The 20,635-nt window shown below is 40.9% G+C and carries 21 protein-coding genes; 8 read left to right on the top strand and 13 right to left on the bottom strand.

Translation table 11 applies throughout. The annotated features are described in order from the left end of the window. Positions 1-5: 5 nt before the first annotated feature. Together QWZ08_RS02520 and QWZ08_RS02515 are read right to left on the bottom strand one after the other, a co-directional pair. Complete coding sequence (locus tag QWZ08_RS02520) at positions 6-740, bottom strand: ABC transporter ATP-binding protein (RefSeq protein ID WP_290335620.1); 735 nt, start codon at positions 738-740, stop codon at positions 6-8. 4 nt (positions 741-744) lie between these two features. Then, complete coding sequence (locus QWZ08_RS02515) at positions 745-1,512, bottom strand: MlaE family ABC transporter permease (RefSeq protein ID WP_290335619.1); 768 nt, start codon at positions 1,510-1,512, stop codon at positions 745-747. A gap of 805 nt (positions 1,513-2,317) precedes the next feature. Between QWZ08_RS02515 and QWZ08_RS02510 the strand changes: the two genes are divergently transcribed. Then, positions 2,318-2,773 (top strand): GNAT family N-acetyltransferase, encoded by a 456-nt coding sequence (locus QWZ08_RS02510; RefSeq protein ID WP_290335618.1) that lies wholly within the window; start codon positions 2,318-2,320, stop codon positions 2,771-2,773. A 377-nt stretch (positions 2,774-3,150) separates the two neighbouring features. Next, a complete protein-coding gene (locus tag QWZ08_RS02505; RefSeq protein ID WP_290335617.1) occupies positions 3,151-4,248 on the top strand; it encodes a glycoside hydrolase family 76 protein in 1,098 nt (365 codons plus the stop codon). Between the two features lie 165 nt (positions 4,249-4,413). On the opposite strand, the gene QWZ08_RS02500 is transcribed toward QWZ08_RS02505, so the two are convergent. The 8 genes from QWZ08_RS02500 to QWZ08_RS02465 form a co-directional block, all read right to left on the bottom strand. Beyond that, entirely contained in the window at positions 4,414-4,842 is a 429-nt protein-coding gene (locus QWZ08_RS02500; RefSeq protein WP_290335616.1) for a CBS domain-containing protein, read from the bottom strand. A 107-nt stretch (positions 4,843-4,949) separates the two neighbouring features. After that, on the bottom strand, positions 4,950-6,386 hold the full coding sequence (locus QWZ08_RS02495; RefSeq protein WP_290335615.1) for an NAD(P)(+) transhydrogenase (Re/Si-specific) subunit beta: 1,437 nt from the start codon (positions 6,384-6,386) through the stop codon (positions 4,950-4,952). 115 nt (positions 6,387-6,501) lie between these two features. Beyond that, on the bottom strand, positions 6,502-6,816 hold the full coding sequence (locus QWZ08_RS02490) for an NAD(P) transhydrogenase subunit alpha part 2 (RefSeq protein ID WP_290335614.1): 315 nt from the start codon (positions 6,814-6,816) through the stop codon (positions 6,502-6,504). 50 nt (positions 6,817-6,866) lie between these two features. Further along, on the bottom strand, positions 6,867-7,991 hold the full coding sequence (locus tag QWZ08_RS02485) for a Re/Si-specific NAD(P)(+) transhydrogenase subunit alpha (protein WP_290335613.1): 1,125 nt from the start codon (positions 7,989-7,991) through the stop codon (positions 6,867-6,869). A 124-nt stretch (positions 7,992-8,115) separates the two neighbouring features. Beyond that, on the bottom strand, positions 8,116-8,913 hold the full coding sequence (locus QWZ08_RS02480; RefSeq protein ID WP_290335612.1) for an O-methyltransferase: 798 nt from the start codon (positions 8,911-8,913) through the stop codon (positions 8,116-8,118). Next, positions 8,906-9,424: a hypothetical protein gene (locus QWZ08_RS02475; RefSeq protein WP_290335611.1), complete on the bottom strand. Its 519-nt coding sequence runs from the start codon at positions 9,422-9,424 to the stop codon at positions 8,906-8,908. The genes QWZ08_RS02480 and QWZ08_RS02475 overlap by 8 nt, the downstream gene beginning before the upstream one ends. Before the next feature lie 65 nt (positions 9,425-9,489). Next, complete coding sequence (locus tag QWZ08_RS02470) at positions 9,490-10,044, bottom strand: dihydrofolate reductase (RefSeq protein ID WP_290335609.1); 555 nt, start codon at positions 10,042-10,044, stop codon at positions 9,490-9,492. A gap of 103 nt (positions 10,045-10,147) precedes the next feature. Then, positions 10,148-10,942: a thymidylate synthase gene (locus QWZ08_RS02465; RefSeq protein WP_290335608.1), complete on the bottom strand. Its 795-nt coding sequence runs from the start codon at positions 10,940-10,942 to the stop codon at positions 10,148-10,150. Between the two features lie 106 nt (positions 10,943-11,048). Here QWZ08_RS02465 and QWZ08_RS02460 point away from each other — a divergent pair, with 106 nt between their 5' ends. From QWZ08_RS02460 to QWZ08_RS02450, 3 genes are all read left to right on the top strand, one after another. Beyond that, complete coding sequence (locus QWZ08_RS02460; protein WP_290335606.1) at positions 11,049-11,516, top strand: GNAT family N-acetyltransferase; 468 nt, start codon at positions 11,049-11,051, stop codon at positions 11,514-11,516. Positions 11,517-11,568: 52 nt separating this feature from the next. After that, positions 11,569-12,879, top strand: a complete 1,311-nt coding sequence (gene icd, locus QWZ08_RS02455; RefSeq protein ID WP_290335605.1) for an NADP-dependent isocitrate dehydrogenase — start codon at positions 11,569-11,571, stop codon at positions 12,877-12,879. Between the two features lie 72 nt (positions 12,880-12,951). Then, entirely contained in the window at positions 12,952-14,184 is a 1,233-nt protein-coding gene (locus QWZ08_RS02450; protein ID WP_290335604.1) for an isocitrate dehydrogenase (NADP(+)), read from the top strand. A 76-nt stretch (positions 14,185-14,260) separates the two neighbouring features. Here the strand turns inward: QWZ08_RS02450 and QWZ08_RS02445 are convergent, their stop codons facing one another. After that, on the bottom strand, positions 14,261-14,575 hold the full coding sequence (locus QWZ08_RS02445; RefSeq protein ID WP_290335603.1) for a hypothetical protein: 315 nt from the start codon (positions 14,573-14,575) through the stop codon (positions 14,261-14,263). A gap of 47 nt (positions 14,576-14,622) precedes the next feature. Further along, complete coding sequence (locus QWZ08_RS02440) at positions 14,623-15,270, bottom strand: energy transducer TonB (protein WP_290335602.1); 648 nt, start codon at positions 15,268-15,270, stop codon at positions 14,623-14,625. Between the two features lie 214 nt (positions 15,271-15,484). On the opposite strand from QWZ08_RS02440, the gene mnmA reads away from it, so the two are divergent. Genes mnmA through QWZ08_RS02425 form a run of 3 tightly spaced genes read left to right on the top strand, consistent with a single transcriptional unit; the run spans position 15,485 to position 19,407 of the window. Beyond that, on the top strand, positions 15,485-16,600 hold the full coding sequence (mnmA, locus tag QWZ08_RS02435; protein WP_290335601.1) for a tRNA 2-thiouridine(34) synthase MnmA: 1,116 nt from the start codon (positions 15,485-15,487) through the stop codon (positions 16,598-16,600). 32 nt (positions 16,601-16,632) lie between these two features. Beyond that, complete coding sequence (locus tag QWZ08_RS02430; RefSeq protein ID WP_290335600.1) at positions 16,633-17,370, top strand: hypothetical protein; 738 nt, start codon at positions 16,633-16,635, stop codon at positions 17,368-17,370. Positions 17,371-17,412: 42 nt separating this feature from the next. After that, complete coding sequence (locus QWZ08_RS02425; protein ID WP_290335598.1) at positions 17,413-19,407, top strand: S8 family serine peptidase; 1,995 nt, start codon at positions 17,413-17,415, stop codon at positions 19,405-19,407. On the opposite strand, the gene QWZ08_RS02420 is transcribed toward QWZ08_RS02425, so the two are convergent. Beyond that, positions 19,404-20,600, bottom strand: a complete 1,197-nt coding sequence (locus QWZ08_RS02420; RefSeq protein WP_290335597.1) for an RsmB/NOP family class I SAM-dependent RNA methyltransferase — start codon at positions 20,598-20,600, stop codon at positions 19,404-19,406. The two genes, QWZ08_RS02425 and QWZ08_RS02420, sit on opposite strands and share 4 nt — an antisense overlap. Positions 20,601-20,635 lie beyond the last annotated feature (35 nt).

The following is a 20,635-nucleotide window of genomic DNA, read 5'->3' as shown; positions in this document are numbered from 1 at the left end:
GTTGATTATTTAAAAAATGAGCGTATAAATTCGTTGTCACTATTTTCAAGCTCAGCATAAGTACCTTCAGCAATGCACTTGCCTTCATGCAGAATCATTACGCGGTCTGCCGTAATTTTTGCGCACGGTATATCATGAGTGATAATTACAGATGTTGCATCATACTGTTCCTGCATTTCCAGTACCAGGCTGCTGATTTCTTTCGAAGTAATTGTATCAAGGCCGGTCGTTGGTTCATCATATAAAATAATCTCTGGCTTTACTATGAGTGTACGTGCAAGCCCCATGCGCTTGCGCATGCCACCACTTAAGTCTGCAGGCATTTTATCAATGGCATCTTCCAGGCCTACGGAACGTAATACCTCAATGCATCGGCTTTCAATTTCTGCTTTGTCTTTTATCTTCAGCACCCGCTTTAAGGGAAATGCCAGGTTTTCCCGCACTGTCATGGAATCGTATAAGGCGGCACTTTGAAATAAAAATCCCAACCTGCAGCGTAACGCTTTCAGTGCATCTTCATCCAGTTCGTTTACGTCTTCGCCAAATACTTTTAATGAACCCTCATCCTGTTTAAGCAAGCCCGCAATGCATTTAATGGTTACTGATTTACCTGTTCCGGATTTACCCAGTATCACCACATTCTCACCCCTGTGCACATTAAAACTGATACCGGAAAGTATCTCCCTGGTTCCAAAGCTTTTCACCAGGTTTTTTACTTCTATTACTTTTTCTGCTTCCATTGTTTTAACTGTATAAAATTGAATTGGTGACCTGTACAACAATGGCATCAATAATAATAATCCATACAGAAGCGGTTACAACAGCGGAGTTTGCCGCAAGTCCAACACTGGCCGTACCGTTATTAGAAGTAAAGCCTTTAAAGCAACCCACAAAACCAATGGCAAATCCAAAAAGTATCGTCTTGAAAAGCGCAGGCAATAGATCGCTGTAATCCAATATGGTAAGGGCATTGGTAAAATAGAGCTTGGCGGTAATATCCCCGCTTAGCACAGTAGCTGTAAAACCACCAACCAAAGCCATAGCGTCTGCAAAAATCGTCAGCAGCGGTATCATAACAATACAAGCCAGTATACGTGTAACTACTAAAAACTGAACAGGATTAGCCCCGGATACTTCCATGGCTTCAATCTGTTCTGTAACATTCATACTGCTCAACTCCGCCCCAATACCAGAGGCTACCTTTCCTGCGCAGATCAAGGCGATAATTACGGGTCCTATTTCTCTTATAACAGAAACAGATACCATGCGGGGAATATAACTTTCAGCTCCAAATTCTTTCATGGTAGGCTGAGATTGCAGTGTTAATACAATCCCCAGTATAAATCCCGTTAATGTAATTATGCCTATTGATTTATATCCAATCAGGTAGGTTTGGCGAAACAATTCTTCCCACTCAAATCCTTTTTTAAAAATGTTGCGGAAAAACGACTTAAAAAAATATACCTGGTCTGCCATATTATGAAGACCGGCTGTAAAAATTTGATTAGGCATTATTTGAACCGTTAAAAGAGTAAATTGATTTCAGGTTATTATTTTACGGAGGTATACTTACCAAATACCTGCCAACATTCAGCTCCCTTAATCAGTCGCAAATATGGGTGGACAAATACTTTACAGTGCCGGTTGGGGAATGCAACATAATTTTTAAGGGGAAAATTTTCAACACTCCGCATTAAACCGGGTGAATCATTGTTTGGAAACATCAATGGTAAATGCTTCAACGTATACTGAGATCTGGTGGTTGAATTTTTTACACCATACAGCTACAATGAATGGCGTCCAACTAAAACAGTAACCTTTGATCATAAAATCTTCAACAATCAGACTAAATATTTGGGGCAGCCTGCAATCGAGCAATATAACAAGTGAAATACTCACCTGCAGGCAGTTGAGAAAGTAAAAAATCAGTTTAACAGTGTACTTGGTTTATCACCTGATGTAATCTGTACGATCAACATATAAAGTCACATTACCTAAATGTTGCCAAGGTAAAAAGTCACCTGACTCAATACATCGAATAATTTTACATACAGTTGTTTCTATGAAAGGATTGTGCTACACTTAAAATTGTTGCGTCATCAGGCCGCAACTCATTACATGCGTTTAGTCGCAAAGACATCATTCTATTTTTAAGCTTAACGTCTCAACTACTAAACGGCCAATTTAGAAATCCATGAGGTCAAATAAACAACGACAATTTTATATGCACTTATGTGTTGTATTAATTTTGTTACTTTAGCAAATAGCAGAAAACGGGCTGCTGGTCGCCTGTTTTTTCAGCCTATTTAATTCTATTATGATTACAATAAAAAGAACAAGTTCGGATGACAGCCATTTCCGGGAGTTGGTACAACAATTAGACGCAGACTTAAAAATCCGCGACGGTGATGAGCATGCATTTTATGCACAGTTTAACAAAGCTGCAACCATAAAATATGCGCTGGTGGCTTATGATGGCGATGTGGCGGTAGGCTCCGGGGCCATCAGGGAATTGAACCCGGATACGATGGAAGTAAAGCGCATGTTTGTTTTACCCGCCTGCCGTGGTAAAGGCATTGCATCGGCCCTGCTGCAAATGCTTGAAACATGGAGCGTCGAACTGGGCTATAAAAAATGTGTACTGGAAACAGGCAAAAATCAGCCGGAAGCCATTGCCTTGTACAAGAAAAGCAGCTATAAAATAATTCCCAACTACGGCCAGTATCAAAGCATGATAAACAGTGTTTGTTTTGAAAAGGAACTGGTGATTTGATTGAGGCGCCCGCATTCGCTGCCCAGTTTAAACGCGTTTTTTATTCCTGTTCTTCCAGCCTTAACCTTGCGACACCATAAGTAACAAAGTTGTCCTTATATTTTTGCTGACTGGTTTCGGGTGCTTTATGTACCGGTGGATTATAGAACACTTCTTCAATTTCTTTGGGGCCGTCCTGTTCCTGAAGGTGATTGAAACTGAATGCTGATAGCCTTCATTAAAAAATAACTTAAAAAGAAAGTCTCTAGATGTCAACCGATTTGTTTAGAAGTGCATAACAAATGATTGAAAAGAAACATGATAGTACCAATTTTTATGGTAGTTTGCAGATAAGACAAACTATTATTTGTCAACCCTTTTTCTAATTTAAAATCACAATGCAACGCAGTCAACTGAATTTTAAAGGACTGATTATTTTCCTGTTTTTTTGTTGGTATGGTGTTACAGCACAGGCACAGGTAAAAAATTATAAACAACAAATGGAGCTGCTTCACCAAAGCATCCGCCAGCATTTTTTTATTGATAGTTCCGGCTTTTATAAAGAAACTGCTGAACCGGAAAAAGATGGAAGACCTGTATCTTTTTTATGGCCGCTTTGCGCCTTATTACAGGCAGATAACGAAATGGAATTACTGGGTAAACCAGATTTGTTGCAACCCGATTTTATAATAATTGAAAAATACCACAATACATTTCCGCCTGCACCCGGGTATGCATCTTATGCAATGGCATTGGGCGGAGGCAGCCGCTTTTACGATGACAATCAATGGATTGGGATTACGGCTATGGATGCCTTTAAACGTACGAGGCAAACACAATGGCTGGCAACAGGAAAAGAAATTTACCGTTTTATAATGTCGGCTTACGATACGCTTACTGGCGGCGGTTTGTATTGGCAGGAAGATAATAAAAAATCAAAAAATACCTGCAGTAACGGACCTGGAATTATTTTAGCGCTGCAGTTGTACCAGGCCACGAAACAACAGGCTTATCTTGATACCGCTTTGCTGTTGTACAATTGGGTAAATGCAAATCTCAGGTCGCCTTCAGGTCTGTATTACGATAATATTAAAACGGACAATTACCGGGTTGATAAAAAGGAATATTCCTATAACACCGGCACCATGTTGCAGGCGAATGTTTACCTTTATGAATGTACGCATGATAAAAAATACCTTCGGCAGGCTACCGCCATTGCGGATAGTTCAGTGGGCTTTTTTGTTGCCAATAAACATTTTAAAGATGACTACTGGTTTAGTGCTGTATTGTTGAGAGCGTATCAACACTTGCTAAAATATAACCCTGATAAAAAATATATCCTTGCCTTTAAAGACTGCATTGATGCCGCACTGGATACAAATAAAAATGATGATGGTCTGATGGGAAAACAGCACGCGCTTAACCTGGTAGCACAGGGCGGCATGCTCGAAATGCTGGGCCGCTTTGCCTGGTTGCAGCAACAAAAAATATTGTAAAAAGAAAACAGCTTTCGTTAAATAAAGACCATTGCATAAACTTAAAAATCCGATGGTGCAGAGAACTGGTCCTGATATGCCGAATTCTGGCGAAAATGTCAAAATATACAATTCCCATTTGGCCTCAAAGCCATCATTTTAAAAACCTGCTGTTTACAAAATTTACTACTGGGAAATATAATTGTGCAAATAAGAGATAGTTTCCTTCTGCGATTCGATAATGGCTGTAACCACATCACTGATAGAAATAAGGCCTGCTACACTGCCATTATCTGATACAGGAAGGTGCCTGATTTTTTTGCCGCTCATGAGTTCCATGCAATGATCGATGCTATCTGAAGACGATACCGTAATTACATTGGTTGTCATAATTTCACTGATCATGGTCTCCCTGGATGTTCTGTTAACCAGCACCACTTTACGGGCATAATCCCTTTCAGAAAAAATCCCTTTCAGTTTTTCTCCTTCTATAACCATCAATGCGCCAATATTTTTTTGGCCCATAATGGTAAGTGCGTCATACACAGAGGTATCAGGTGTTACTGAGTAAACGTTTTTTCCCTTGTTTTTCAAAATGTCGGCAACTTTAAGCATGGCAATCAATTTTAAGGAGGTGAAAGGTTAAGATGCTGTGTGTAAATTACGGCATTCTGCGGTAAGAAAAAAGGATTTTATGCTATTATATGTTTAAAGTGCCATTACTAAACTGCCTTTATTTCGGTACAAAGATCCTGCAATACTTTTTTGGCATCACCGAATAACATGGAGGTTTTGGGTTGAAAGAAAAGATCATTTTCTATGCCTGCGTAACCGGGTTTCATACTGCGCTTATTTACAATTACGGTTTTGGCCTGCTCTACTTCCAGTATCGGCATGCCATAAATAGGAGACTGCGCATCATTTTTGGCAGCCGGATTAACCACATCGTTGGCACCCAGTATCAGTACCACATCCGTTGTTTTAAAAACGTCGTTGGCCGTTTCCATTTCAAGCAATTTATCGTAGCTCACATCTGCTTCTGCAAGCAAAACATTCATATGGCCCGGCATACGGCCTGCTACCGGGTGAATGGCGTACTGGACTTCTACCCCTTTTTCTTCCAGTATCTTTTCCAGTTCGTGACATGTATGCTGGGCCTGCGCCACTGCCAGTCCGTAGCCTGGCACAATCATTACCCGGTTTGCATAGGCCATTACCATGGCAGCATCTGCCAGGCTGATTTCTTTGTAATTTCCCTGTGGCCCTGCTGCACCTTCAACCGCGGTTGTCTTATTACCGCCACCAAAAGATCCAATCAGCACATTTGTCAAAGACCGGTTCATCGCTTTACACATCAGGATGGTCAGCAGAGTTCCGGCAGCGCCTACTAAAATACCGCCTGTGAGCATGGCCTTGTTATCATATAAAAAGCCGCCGCAGGCAGCCGCCACACCAGTAAATGAATTGAGTAAAGAAATTACTACCGGCATGTCCGCACCGCCAATCGGCATTACAAATAAAACGCCGTAGATGAGTGCAAAAAAACCAATGAGCATAAATGGAACAAGTATATTACCAAGCGTAGACTGATAAGCCCAGACTGCTGCAACAATTACCAGCACAAGCACAATCATATTTACGATGTGCTGTCCTTTAAAAGAATAATCTTTTACCCGGCCATTTAATTTACCCCAGGCAATGATACTGCCGGTGTAAGAAATTGTACCGATGATAGCTCCTGCCACAATAGTGATATAATGGCCAACTGTTGCAAGTTCAGCAAATGCGGTGGCAGGTGAATCTTTATGCAGTTCATAAATGTGGTAAAATTCTGCGGCAGAAATTAATGCGGCACAGGCTCCACCCATTCCGTTGAAGAGACTTACCATTTCCGGCATGGCCGTCATCTTCACTTTTTTGGCAGCCAGGGTGCCGGCAATGGTACCGATGATTAAACCACCGAATATCCAGACATAGTTGTGTAGTTTTTCCCCATTGTCTTCATATAAAAAAATGGTGGCAAAAATGGCGACTGTCATTCCAAAAGCCGCTACCAGGTTACCTCTACGGGCGCTGACAGGATTGGACAACATTTTTAACCCGAGGATAAATGTTACTGATGCTATGAGGTAACAAAGTGTAAGTAAGTTTAGTTCCATAAATGAAGGCAACACTTATTTTTTCCAGAGAAAGATAAGTGGAGAAGGTTGTGTTATGTGTTTAATATTTTTTTTATGATTTGCATTCAAATAAAATCGCTTAAGTCCCGTATTATCAGGAGGCTTTTTTCTTCTTAAACATTTCCAGCATTCTATCGGTTACCACAAAACCGCCTACTACATTCAGCGTTCCTAATATAACCGCTAAAAAGCCTAGTCCGAGGGCCAGGTAATTATCCGTTTCGGCTTTGCCCATTACAATGATGGCGCCGATGATCACCACGCCATGTATAGCATTGGCACCGCTCATCAATGGTGTGTGCAGCACGCTCGGTACATGACCAATTACTTCTATGCCAACAAAAATCATCAGTATTACGATGTAGATAATCTGCTGGTTAGATGAAATAAAATTTAAAATACTTTCCATAATTCAATGCTCTTTTTGTGATATAACTTTTCAATGCGCTGGTTACAAACTTATACAACCAATGTCTTCACTCTTTCATTTATTATTACTTTACCATGTGCAATACAGGTTCCCTTTACAAGGTCATCCTCAAAATTTAAATTCAGTTCTCCTTCTTTATTGATGATGAGTTGTAAAAAATTAAGGATATTTTTTCCGTATAATTTGCTGGCGTCTGATGGCATTGTGCCGGGTAGTCTTGAAGTACCCACAATACTAACTCCGTTATGATGGACTGTTTCATCATTTTTGGTAAGTTCAGTATTTCCACCTGTAGCCGCTGCAAGATCAATGATTACCGAACCGTTTTTCATGGCATTGATCATATCGGTTGTAAGCAGCACTGGCGCTGGTTTACCAGGAATTTGCGCCGTTGTTATGATGATATCTGCTTTGGCAACACTCTCTGCAATTTTTGCTTTTTGTTTTTGTAAAAACTCAGGTGTTTGTTCAACCGCGTAACCGCCTGCCTTGCTGGCATCTGCAGCACCTTCTACTTCTACAAACTTTGCACCCAGGCTCATCACTTCTTCTTTTACGGCGGGTCTTGTATCAAATACTTCCACAACCGCACCCAGCCTTTTGCTGGTAGCAATTGCCTGCAAACCGGCAACGCCTGCGCCGAGTATCAGTATTTTTGCCGGAGGTATACTTCCTGCGGCCGTCATAAACATGGGGAAATATTTGGGGAACAAATTAGCGGCTGTAAGTACGGCTTTGTAACCGGCAATATTCGCCTGGCTGCTCAACACATCCATGCTTTGCGCACGGGTTGTCCGCGGCAGCATATCCATACTAAAAACTGTTAATCCTTTTGCAGCCCAATTGCTGATTTCCTGATAATGAAACAAGGGTTGGTACACGCCTAATACAATGGCATTTTCATTAAGCGCTTCAATATCTTCCCCGGTAAAATTGCTGATGGATAAAATAATCGGTGCCGTTTCAAGAATTTGCTTGCGGGATGCAATTGTTGCGCAGGCTGCTTCATAACTGCTATTGGAAGCGAAAGCCGTAGCGCCGGCGTTATCTTCAATCAACACATCGACATTCCATTTTTTCAGAAAGGTTACATGTTCGGGAAGTAAAGAGACTCTGGTTTCAGGAAAAGGTTCTTTTAAAACGCCAATGATCATAAGTGGAATAATTAAATTAAAGATAAGGAAAAAATTATTTGCCCCGTTCCTCTGGTGTTGTGATCCATATCTGCTTACGCTATGATATATATTAATGCATTTGTTGCTATGCACAATTTATATCTCAATATTTTATAACGAAGTGCTGACTGGCTTTTATATCCTTGTTTAAACAAACAATGCCTATAAAAAAAAGATCGATGGTAAGCGTAACAGCAGGATGGTGTTGAATTGCAGCCCACGCTTCCTCCATTCCGGCGCTCCAGTGAATGTCGTCAAACACCAGGATGGTATTATTGTCAGAATGTTCAAGTAGTTGTTGAAAATATTGCAACGTTGGTTCTTTGCGGTGATTGCCATCAATAAATGCGAAGTCAATTGTGCCTGTTGTTTGTAATAATGAAGTTAATGTTGTAGCAAAATCGCCTGTAATTATGGAGATGTTTTTTATTGACAGATCATTAAAGTGATGCTGCGCAATCGCGGCTATTTGTGTTGCTCCTTCGCAGGTATACACGTTTGCTGCAACATTTCCGTTGGCTAAATATGCAGTAGTAACGCCTAAAGAAGTGCCGAGTTCCAGCACCAGTTTAGGCTTGTAATACTGCACCATTCTAAACAGTAATTGTGCGTATTTGGGCTGTTTTAAAGAAGACGACGCAATCGCTTTCACAACACGTTGGTTGGATTTGATCTTACCAGATCCGGCACCAAAATCCTCCACTTCAATGACGGTGTTATTTTGTTTTAATTGTTTCCTTATTGCTTCAATTTCGCGGTAGCAATTGTATGTTTTTTTATCCGTCAACACCTGCGTTATAAAATCAAATACAAAGGGAGAATGAATGCCATGGCCTTGTCCATTGGAAGCGGTTAAATAGTAACGCAGGTATTTTTTTGCTAATTGGAAGGTACTATACACGATTAGTAAAAATTAAAGAAGGGTAAGGTAATTTTTTTCTTTTCAGGGCAACCCAATAGACACTTACAAACAATACCAGCAAACAAAATGTCATTGCTATTTTTTCTGATAATGAATCTTCGTAGTGAATTGACCATGCCGCAGGTTGATAATCGCGGAAAAAATTTTGCATGTATGTTAGCCAATATTTAACGTTGATGATGACTAAAATAGCTAAAGTAATCACCCGGTGTATTCTAATCTTTCTAATAAAAAATATAAATGGCACAATACTTAGAACTATAAATTTCAGAAAAAACCATTTTAAATTTAAAGATTTGGATTGATCTGTAAAGGCGTACCATTCATAAGGATTTTGTCCATACCCTGCAAGGAACAACCCGATTATGTAAGATGTAAAAACGATCAAACTGAGCCAGGCATACATCGTATTAAATACATACAGCAAATTATAGCTTTCTCCTTTTATTTTTCCTTTTACCAGGAAAGTGGTGCCTATCAAAAAAATCACGGCGAATATGTAGATAGTGAAAAAGAAACCGAGAAATGTCCGACAATATGTTTCAAAGAAGTACACTATTTCTTTTCCCACTTTTGAAATGAGTAACTGTACTGATGTTTATCGTCTGCATCAAAATCCTCGTTAGATACCAGCTTCCATTTTTCTTCATCAATCACCGGAAAAAAAGTATCTCCATCCAGCGTTGCATGTACTCTTGTCATGTAGATGATATCGGTAATGTCCATCGACTGCTTGTAAATTTCGCCACCGCCGGTAATAAAAATCAGTTTGCTGTTTGTTGTGGTAATGGCTTGCTGAACTCCTTCTTCAATGGATGCAACGGTGATAGTATCTGCGGCCTTCCAGTCCGGCCGGCGGGTTACTACAATATTGGTTCTCCCCGGCAATGGCTTACCTACTGATTCGAATGACTTACGGCCCATAATGACCGGAAAACCCCAGGTTGTATTTTTAAAGAACTTCAGGTCGTTGGGTAAGTGCCAAAGCAACTGGTTGTCTTTTCCAATGGCGTTATTTTCGGATGCAGCCACTATCATCGCGATGGTCGGCCTCCCATCGTCCAAAGAGGAACTTTTTGAATCTGCTTTGCTTATTCCTTCATTGATCATAACAATCTTTTTTATCCCTTTTAAAAAACAGCTGAATTTTTCGAGCAACAGAATTGACATACAAATTGCTTGCTCCAAAGTTCCTCTTTGGACGGTTGGCGGCCTACACCGCCACCGGCGCTTTGATCGCCGGATGGCTCTGGTAATTCAACAATTCAAAATCTTCGAATGTAAAATCGAATATATCTTTCACAGCAGGATTTATTTTCATTTGTGGTAAAGGGAAAGGTGTTCTGCTTAATTGTAAATCTGCCTGCTCAAAATGATTATTGTATAAATGCACATCGCCAAATGAGTGCACAAATTCGCCCGGTTCAAGTCCACACACCTGCGCAATCATCATCGTTAACAAAGCGTAAGAAGCAATATTAAAAGGTACACCAAGGAAGACATCCGCACTTCTCTGATACAACTGGCAACTTAATTTTCCGTTGGCGACATAAAACTGAAACAGGCAATGACAAGGCATCAGTTTCATCTTTGGCAAATCGGCCACATTCCAGGCGCTGATGATCATGCGGCGGCTATCGGGGTTTGTTTTAATCTGGTGAATCAGGTCTTTTACCTGGTCCACCTCTACTCCATCTGCACCTTGCCAGCTACGCCATTGCTTGCCATATACCGGACCAAGATCGCCATTTTCATCCGCCCACTCATCCCATATTTTTACGTTATGTTGTTTTAAATAATCGATATTGGTATCGCCCTGCAAAAACCACAATAGTTCATAAATGATACTTTTCAGGTGGCATTTTTTGGTAGTTACCAATGGAAAACCCTTGCTAAGATCAAAGCGCATCTGGTAACCAAAAACACTGCGTGTACCTGTTCCGGTACGGTCGCTTTTATCTGTACCGGTTTCTTTAATATGTTTAAGAAGCTCAAGATATTGTTGCATGGATGCAAGTTAAGCTGTCTGTTGCTAATGCAAAAACAGGGTTGATTTATTTTATTCCCACAATATGAAGGCTTTGTGCGAATTTTGAAAAAACACTAATTATTTTATGAGTATTGTTATCAGAAAGGCGGTTAAAGAAGATTGTGCACGCATGATGGAATTGATTTATGAACTGGCCGTGTATGAAAGAGCACCAGAGGAAGTGACGGTAACGCTGGACCATTTTGTCAATGCAGGCTTTGGCCCAAACCCTGTCTGGACGGCCTTTGTGGCGGAACAAACCGATGAGTCAGGGGTGGCAATCGTGCAGGCGCTGGCTTTATACTACACCCGGTATTCAACCTGGAAGGGCGAAACCATGTACCTGGAAGATTTGCTCGTTACAGAAAAGCTGCGTGGTATGGGCGTTGGAAAACTGTTGTTTGATCAGTTATTTGAAGAAGCGAAAGCACGAAAATATGCAGGCATCTCCTGGCAGGTATTGGATTGGAATGAGCCGGCTATTAATTTTTATAAAAAGCTGGATAACGTGTTATTAGATAATGGATGGGTGAATTGTGCCATTAAATTTTAATACGGCAGCTTATCTTTACAGTAATTCATATACATATCTTTAAAAACATATTATGGCAGCAAAAATCACCATGGGCAGTAACGGCAAACTCAATGTACCCAACGATCCAATCATTCCTTTTATTGAAGGCGATGGTATTGGACCCGAAATCTGGAAAGTGGCACAAGTGGTATTTGATACCGCTGTTGAAAGAGCTTACGGCAGCAACAGAAAAATTGAATGGAAAGAAATGCTGGCCGGCGAAAAGGCATTTAACCAAACAGGCGAATGGCTTCCGGCAGAAACATTACAGGTTGCAAAAGATTATATCATTTCTATAAAAGGCCCCTTAACGACACCCATTGGCGGTGGCATCCGTTCGTTGAACGTTGCCATGCGGCAGGACCTTGATCTGTTTGCCTGCGTGAGGCCGGTAAAATGGTTCAAAGGTGTGCCTTCACCGGTGGTACATCCTGAGCTGGTTGACATGACGATTTTCAGGGAGAATACAGAAGATATCTATGCTGGTATTGAATGGAAGGCTGGCAGCGCCGAAGCACAAAAATTTGAAAAATTTTTAATTGAAGAGATGGGTGTGAAAAATATACGCTTCCCCGGCGATTCCGGTTATGGCGTAAAACCCGTTTCATCGCAGGGGACCAAGCGCCTGATGCGTGCTGCAATTGACTATGCACTGGAACACAACCTGCCCTCTGTAAGCATTGTGCACAAAGGCAATATTATGAAGTTTACCGAAGGTGCATTTAAAAACTGGGCCTATGAAGTGGCCCGCCAGGAATATGGCGATAAAACTTTTACCTGGGATGAATGGGACCAACTGAAAAAAGAGCATGGCGAAGCACACGCCAACGAGGTACAGCGAAAAGCCCTGCACGATGGAAAACTATTAGTAAAAGACATTATTGCTGATAACTTTTTACAGCAAATACTGATTGCTCCCAAAGATTATTCTGTGGTAGCAACCTTAAACCTGAACGGTGATTATATTTCCGATGCACTGGCCGCAGAAGTTGGTGGGATTGGGATTGCGCCTGGTGCCAACATCAATTACAAAACCGGTTACGCCGTATTTGAAGCCACGCATGGCACGGCACCAAAGTTTGCCGGTACAGACAGCATGAACCCGTCCTCTGTAATTTTAAGCGGATGCATGATGCTGGAATATATGGGCTGGCATGAAGCTGCTGAACTGATTACTTCTGCATTGCAGGCAGCGATTATGCGCAAAAGAGTAACCATTGATTTCTACAATTTGATGAGTGGCGCCACCCTCTTAAAAACCAGTGAATTTGGAAAAGAAATTATTGCAAACATGGGCGTGGTAACGTCGGATGTGATGTTGAAGAAAAGCAGTAGTTTGTAGCAACCTGAGAATTCGGGCAGCGGCATCCAGATTCTTTCGATTAATGTACATTTGCAAAAAAAAAATCAAATCATGGCCAAAATTAAAGTTGCCAATCCGGTGGTTGAGCTGGATGGAGATGAGATGACAAGGATCATCTGGAAATTTATTAAAGACAAACTGATTGTTCCTTACCTGGAACTGGATATTAAATATTACGACCTTGGCATGGAGTACCGCGATGAAACCAACGACCAGGTTACCATTGATGCGGCCAATGCCATTAAAGAATTTGGCGTAGGTATCAAATGCGCTACCATTACACCTGACGAAGCAAGAGTAAAGGAATTCAGCCTGAAACAAATGTGGAAATCACCCAACGGTACTATCCGCAACATACTTGATGGTACTGTTTTTCGTGAGCCTATCGTAATGCAGAATGTTCCCCGCCTGGTAACCAACTGGACGGCGCCGATTATTGTCGGCCGTCACGCTTTTGGCGACCAGTACCGTGCTACCGATACCGTAATAAAAGGAAAAGGAAAATTAACCATGACCTTTACGCCAGAAGGCGGTGGCGAGGCGCAGACTTTTGAAGTATACAATTACAAAGGCGACGGTGTAGCCATGTGTATGTACAATACCGATGAAAGTATTTATGGTTTTGCAAGAAGCTGTTTCAATATGGCACTTACAAAAAAATGGCCTTTGTACCTGTCTACAAAAAATACAATTCTTAAAAAATACGATGGCCGTTTTAAAGATATTTTTGAAGAAGTTTACCAGGCTGAATTTAAAACGCAGTACGATGCTGCTGGTATTACATACGAACATCGCCTGATTGATGACATGGTAGCAAGTGCACTAAAATGGAATGGCAACTTTGTATGGGCTTGTAAAAATTATGATGGTGACGTGCAAAGCGATACAGTAGCGCAAGGATTTGGATCATTAGGGTTAATGACTTCCGTATTGGTTGCACCTGATGGAAAAACAATGGAAGCAGAAGCAGCCCACGGCACGGTAACCCGCCACTACCGCGATCACCAGGCTGGCAAACCTACATCTACCAACCCGATTGCATCTATTTTTGCCTGGACAAGGGGACTGGAGTTTCGTGGTAAAACAGATGGCAATCAGCCCTTGATTGATTTTTGCCAGGCACTTGAAAAAGTATGTATTGAAACAGTGGAAAGCGGTAAAATGACTAAGGATCTTGCTGTGTGCATACATGGCAACAAGGTTACACACGGCGAACATTATTTATACACCGAAGAATTTTTAGATGCCATTGATGAAAATCTGAAAAAGAAAATGGGTTTATAATTTCAAACGAATCTTCTTAATAAAAAAACGCTTCTCGTTTCCGGGAAGCGTTTTTTTATTGCATTCAATATGCCTATTACAGTATAAGAATCAACAGTAAGATGATAATGATGATGGCTCCAACTGAAAGATAAACACGGCTGTTCAATCCATCAGCTTTTTGCTTCATCGCAGTCAATTCTTTTTTAAGCGCTTTCCTTTCGGACATGCTTAAATTAGATTTATCCATGTTTTGAATTTCATTTACACGGGTTACAATTTCACTTAAAATACGGGTGTCTGTTGTACTGTCAGACACGGGCGCTTTTGTTGTAGCCATCGACTGGGAAGGAACTGCGAAAGAAATAAAAAGTGTAACTGCTGCGATTTTGAAAAGGTTTTTGATTGTCATTTTTTTTTAGTTTTAAAAGTTATAAAGGAGTTTAATACCGGTTAAAATTAATAAAGTTGAAATTTAATCGGCAAAGTATATTTGGTTTTTACGTTTTTTCCTTTGATTTTGCCGGGAGTCCAGGTGGGCATTTTTGCAAATACTCTTAATGCTTCCTTTTCAATTCCGTAACCGATAGCATCACTGGTTACCTTAGGTGCATAAACCTTACCTTTTTCATCCACTGCAAAATTCAGATCAACAGTTCCCTCTACCCCATTATCTGTTGCATCAGCAGGATATTCGATATTTTTTTCAAAAAAACTTTCCAATGCTTTTTGTCCGCCCGGAAATGCCGGCAGTACTTCTGTGTTGGCATAAAAGCCCTCCTTATCGGCTTCCATACTTCCGTTATTTTTAGTTTCGATGGTAACGATACTTACTTTACCTTTTTTTCCTTTTTTAGCCGGGTCTGGTTTCGCCATACCTGTTTTCACCATCGAGTCAGTTTTTTCGGCAGTCATTGGTCCAACGGTAATAGTATCTGCTCCCGGCTTTACAGGCAATGCCATATTGGTATCTGTTTTCGACATCATGGAACTGTCTGTTCCGCCAGTTATGGTATTGCCATCACCGTTATTGTTACTTTTCATATTACATGCGCAAAAAATACCTGCGGTAATAATGCATGCTGTTATATTGTATCGTTTTGTCATAAATTTTTTATAAAATTATATTTCTGTGATTTCAAATAGAATGCCTTCTTTTAAAAACCAGCAAATCAGCATTGCATAAAGCCTTCTCCGGTTAAAAATTGTATCCAAACCAAATTATGATTGCTCAAATTGAGGAATTAACGCAACGTTGGCTATCCAATTTGGAAAATCATTTTGGTTATCTATCTGTATCTTTGCATCGAAGAATTTCGATATGAGTAAAAAAGGTAAAGTTTTGATGGCCATGAGTGGCGGAATTGACAGCACAGTTGCTGCATTGATGCTGCACAAGGAAGGGTATGAAGTGGTGGGTATTACCATGAAAACATGGGATTACGCTACAAGTGTGGGCACTACCGGTAAAAAAGAAACCGGATGCTGTAACCTGGATAGTTTTAATGATGCAAGGCAGGCGGCAGTACAGCACGGCTTTCCACATTTTATACTGGACATAAGGGAAGAATTTGGTGATTTTGTGATTGATAATTTTGTTGAAGAATACATCGCAGGACGCACTCCCAATCCATGCGTAATGTGCAATACACATATTAAATGGCGGGCGCTTTTAAAAAGAGCCGATGCGCTTGGATGCGAATTTATTGCTACTGGCCACTACGCCCAGATTCACCAGCACACCAATGGACGTTATTTTATCCGCAAGGGCATTGACGAAACCAAGGACCAGAGTTATGTTTTATGGGGTCTTCAGCAGGACCTCCTGAGCCGTACCCTGCTACCCCTGGGCACTTATCATAAAACGGCTATCCGGCAGATGGCACATGATTTTGGCTATCCCGAACTGGCCAAGAAGGCAGAAAGCTATGAAATCTGTTTTGTGCCCGACAATGATTACCGGGGCTTTTTAAAACGCAATGTAGCAGGGCTGGAGGAAAGAGTTGCGGGTGGGAATTTTACAGATAAAGCCGGTAATATTTTAGGACATCACAAAGGTTATCCTTTTTATACCATCGGGCAAAGAAAAGGTCTTGATATTGCGCTTGGCAAACCCGCCTTCGTAACAGCCATCGATCCCGATACCAATACGATTGTGCTGGGCGAAGAAGATGATTTAAAAGGCAATGAAATGCAGGTAGCGAAAATTAACTGGATCAAGTACGAAGGGGTAACGGAAGGCATGGAATTAATAACTAAAATAAGATATAAAGATAAAGGCGCAAATAGCACCCTCCACACATACCAAAACGGGGTAACTGTTCGTTTTAGTGAATACGTAAAAGGTATTACTCCCGGGCAAAGTGCTGTTTTTTATGAAAACGACGACGTAGTTGGCGGCGGGATCATTCAACGGGCGGAGCAGCCTTTTACATAAAATCAGGGTCTGATTAATAACCTATCTGTTTTATGAAAAAAAATATTTTATTAGCCGGTTTGGCACTCGCCATCATTTGCAGCGCCTGCAAAAAAACCGAAGAGTTCAAAACAGACAGCATTAGTGATTACGCTCCGCTGGAAATAGGCAAATACATTACTTACCAGCTGGACTCTCTTATACTGGCCGACAATATTACCCCCAATGATACAGTGATGACTTACCAGGTAAAACATTTGGTGCAGGATACTGTAACCGATAACCTTGGCAGAAAAGGGTTTAGCATCAGGCGCTTTATAAGAAAAAAATCTACTGACGAATGGATTGCGGACAATACCTTTTTTGCCATCAATACAGGTGATTCATATGAATTTGTGGAAAATAATTTTCGCTTTATCAAATTAAAAATGCCCATTCAAAATGGTTTTACCTGGCGCGGAAATTCGTACATCGATGCTAACTCTTCTTACTCAGATTACAATTATTATGACGGATGGGATTATGCATATGACAGCCTGAATGCACCATTGCAGCTTGGCTCTTTAACAGTTGACAGTACTTTAAAAGTATTTGAAACTGACCAGGTAATTGGTAATCCCAATGACCCTGCAGTTTTAACTGAAACAGATTTCAGCGTATCCAATTATGGTAAGGGCATCGGTTTAATATATCACCGCTTTCTTCACCAGGAGTACCAGCCCGCAAGACCCGGCGTAGCTGCCTATAAATTAGGTTATGGTATTACACTCACCATGATTGACCACAATTAGCGGCCAACCGCTTTCAATAATTCTTTTTAAATTTGATACCTGATGAACAGGTTAATCAAAGTACAAATGAAGAAACTCCCGCTTTTTTTTTACGTCGTTTTAATCGCATTCCACACCGATAGTTTCGCCCAGTTTTCCCGTTACGTTATTCGGTTAAAAGATAAAAACGGGTCTTCGTTTTCAACCAGCAATCCGTCACAGTTTTTAACTCAACGGGCTATTGACAGAAGGACTAGATACAATATCAATATAGATGAAACAGATGTACCTGTTACGCCTGCCTATATCGACAGCATCCGCTTATCCGGCACTGTAACCATTCTCAGCGTAAGTAAATGGTTTAACCAGGTGTGTATACAAACCAGTGATAATGGGGCTTTAAACAAAATCAATGCTTTTTCTTTTGTAAAAAACACCAGCCCGGTTGCAGCAAGATTTTTGAGTTTACATCGTGATAAACAACCGGATAGTGTAGCAGCAACTATACCTGCTGGTGTAACCAACAGACCTCAAAGTCCGGCCGGTTTTTACAATTATGGCGTTGCTTACCCTCAGGTGCATTTACACAATGTTGAATTCTTACACAATCATGGCTTCAGGGGCGAAGGAATGCAAATGGCGATTATGGATGCCGGGTTTTATCATTATCAAAGCTTACCTACATTTGATAGCATTCGCAACAACAACCAGGTATTGGAAACATGGGATTTTGTCGCAGGTAATGCAAGTGTAAACGAAGACTTTGCGCATGGCATGAATTGCTTAAGTACCATTGCTGCCAATATGCCTGGTGTATTTGTAGGTACGGCGCCAAAAACATCTTTCTATCTATATCGTACAGAAGACATCAGCAGCGAATATCCGGTAGAAGAAGATAACTGGGTTTCGGCGGCAGAACGGGCGGATAGTTTAGGAGCAGATGTATTTTCTGTGTCGTTGGGCTATAGCACTTTTGATAATCCCATTTTTAATTACAACTATGCTAACATGGACGGCAATACCACTACAATTGCCGGGGCGGCAGACCTTGCCGCAAAAAAAGGAATTTTAATGGTTGCTGCTGCAGGCAACGAAGGTGCAAGCAACTGGCATTACATTACCACTCCTGCGGATGCTGATAGTGTGCTGGCTGTAGGGGCAGTTGATACAAGCAGGCAGGTTGCCGGCTTCAGCAGTTATGGCCCTTCCAGTGACGGCCAGGTAAAACCCACTGTTGCTGCAGTGGGCGTTCGTGCGGTAATAGCTGACGCTAACAGTGGTAACCCGGCTTATGGCTCCGGAACATCGTTTGCCTGCCCTATCATGGCTGGTATTACAACCTGTTTGTGGCAGGCTTTTCCGGAAGTAAACAATATGCAGGTTATTGATGCGCTCGGGCGCTCGGCAGATAAATTTACTACGCCCAACGATCGCACCGGTTATGGTGTGCCAGATGTAAAAAATGCGTTTGTGTTGCTGATAAAAAAATTATACGCCCAACAAATTACGCCAGGTAGCAATTGCGATATTAAGTTGCAACTGGATATTAAAACGGCTGCGGATATGTTTGTGGATATAGAAAGAAAACTGCCGGGCGAAACATCCTACACAACACTTTCAGTTTTAAAAACCAGTAACACCGACTTTACAAAAAAAACCTTCAGTTATACCGATGATTTGAGCGCCATAAAAAACAGTCTGGCAATAGAATATCGTTTCAAAATGACCATTGCTTCCGACACCAGCTTTTACCTGGATTCGACCTCTGTGAACTATACCCCCAATTGTAATACAGTAAATCTTACAGAAAAAATAAGCATCAATCCCAACCCTGCAGTTGAAAATATTTTTATTTCTGTAACAAGAAATACTGCTGTCAATACCTCAATAGAACTATATAATGGCAGCGGGCAAAAAGTGTACAGCCTGCTGAAACAGCCTGTAAGTGGAACGAAAATTTTTTCTATACCTGTAAAGCAGTTGAGCCGGGGGGTGTATTTTGTCACCGTTCTTATCAATGATAAAAAAGTCATTACAAAAAAAGTAATTGTACCCTAATCCGCCTTGTTTTTAAATACGGCTACAAACATGCTATCAGCTCTTCTACCGAAGCCTTCCAGTATTTCCTGGTGCAGTAAATCTAAATGCAGTGTATCTTGTATAAAACCGGCAATGGCTTCGTTCTCTTCCCTGAATACGGAACAGGTTATGTAAATAAATATGCCCCCTTTTTTAAGATGCGACACCACATTGCCTGCAATTCTTTTTTGTATGCCGCTGTATTTTTTGAGATCTTCTAAATCAAAAAAAGACAATTGTTCCGGCGTTCTGCTCCAGGTGCCGCTTCCCGTACAGGGTGCATCGCAAATGATCAGTTCATAATCCCTGGCGGGTGGTGAAAAATTGGTATCGCCCACATCTGCAATAAAATAATTGTATTGCTTAACACCGGCTTTTTTAAACCGCTGATGGAGGTTCATTACAATTCCCGGACGGATATCTGAAATAGTAAGATCTAGCTTATGTTTTAATGTATCCAATAACAGAATTGACTTACCGCCGCTTGCAGCACAGCAATCCCAGGTAATGATTCCCTTATTGCCGACTATGCTTCCCAATAACCCGTCCTCATTCACCTGCAAATAATTTAACACCCGCTGCGAATTGTAATCCTGCACCACCACTTCTTTATCAATAATAAAAAAATCATCCACATTCACAGCAGCCGGAAGCTGAATACACGCGGTACCAATCAACTGGTAATCGAGTTTGGATTTTTCCAGTTTTTTTGTGGTAGTGACTTTGCATTGTGGACGAATACGCAAAAAAAGAAGTGGCTGTACCAGCATTGACAGGCAGTATTTTTCAACAGTGATACCATCACTCAATTCCGAACTAAAAGGAAAAATGTTAGCTATCAAAAACTGATCTTTTACCAGTGCCAGCTTTTTTTCTAACGGCCAACTTATTTTGTCATGCCATTCAGGAATTATTTTTTCAGCAAAATCAGTGGATTCTTTTTCACATAAAAAAACAGCCAGTTTTATTTTTTGTTCCGCTGAATAATTGCGCATGGCAAAACCAAGGCGGAAGTAATTGTAACAAAGTGAAGCAATATGTTTACGGTCTTTTGAACCATACTTTTTTTCTTTGCTAAAAAAAGATTTGATGAAAATGGCAAAAGGCTGATCGCCTTTATACAACTCCACCAATTTTATTGTTGTGTTTATATAGGAGTGAAAACGGCTCATAATATACAAAATATACACGGCTGGAAAAACCAGCC

Source organism: Ferruginibacter paludis (genome assembly GCF_030409685.1).
Classification (GTDB): Bacteria; Bacteroidota; Bacteroidia; order Chitinophagales; family Chitinophagaceae; genus Ferruginibacter; species Ferruginibacter paludis.
Note: the sequence above shows the minus strand (reverse complement) of the source record. Positions and strands in the feature narration are given on the sequence as shown.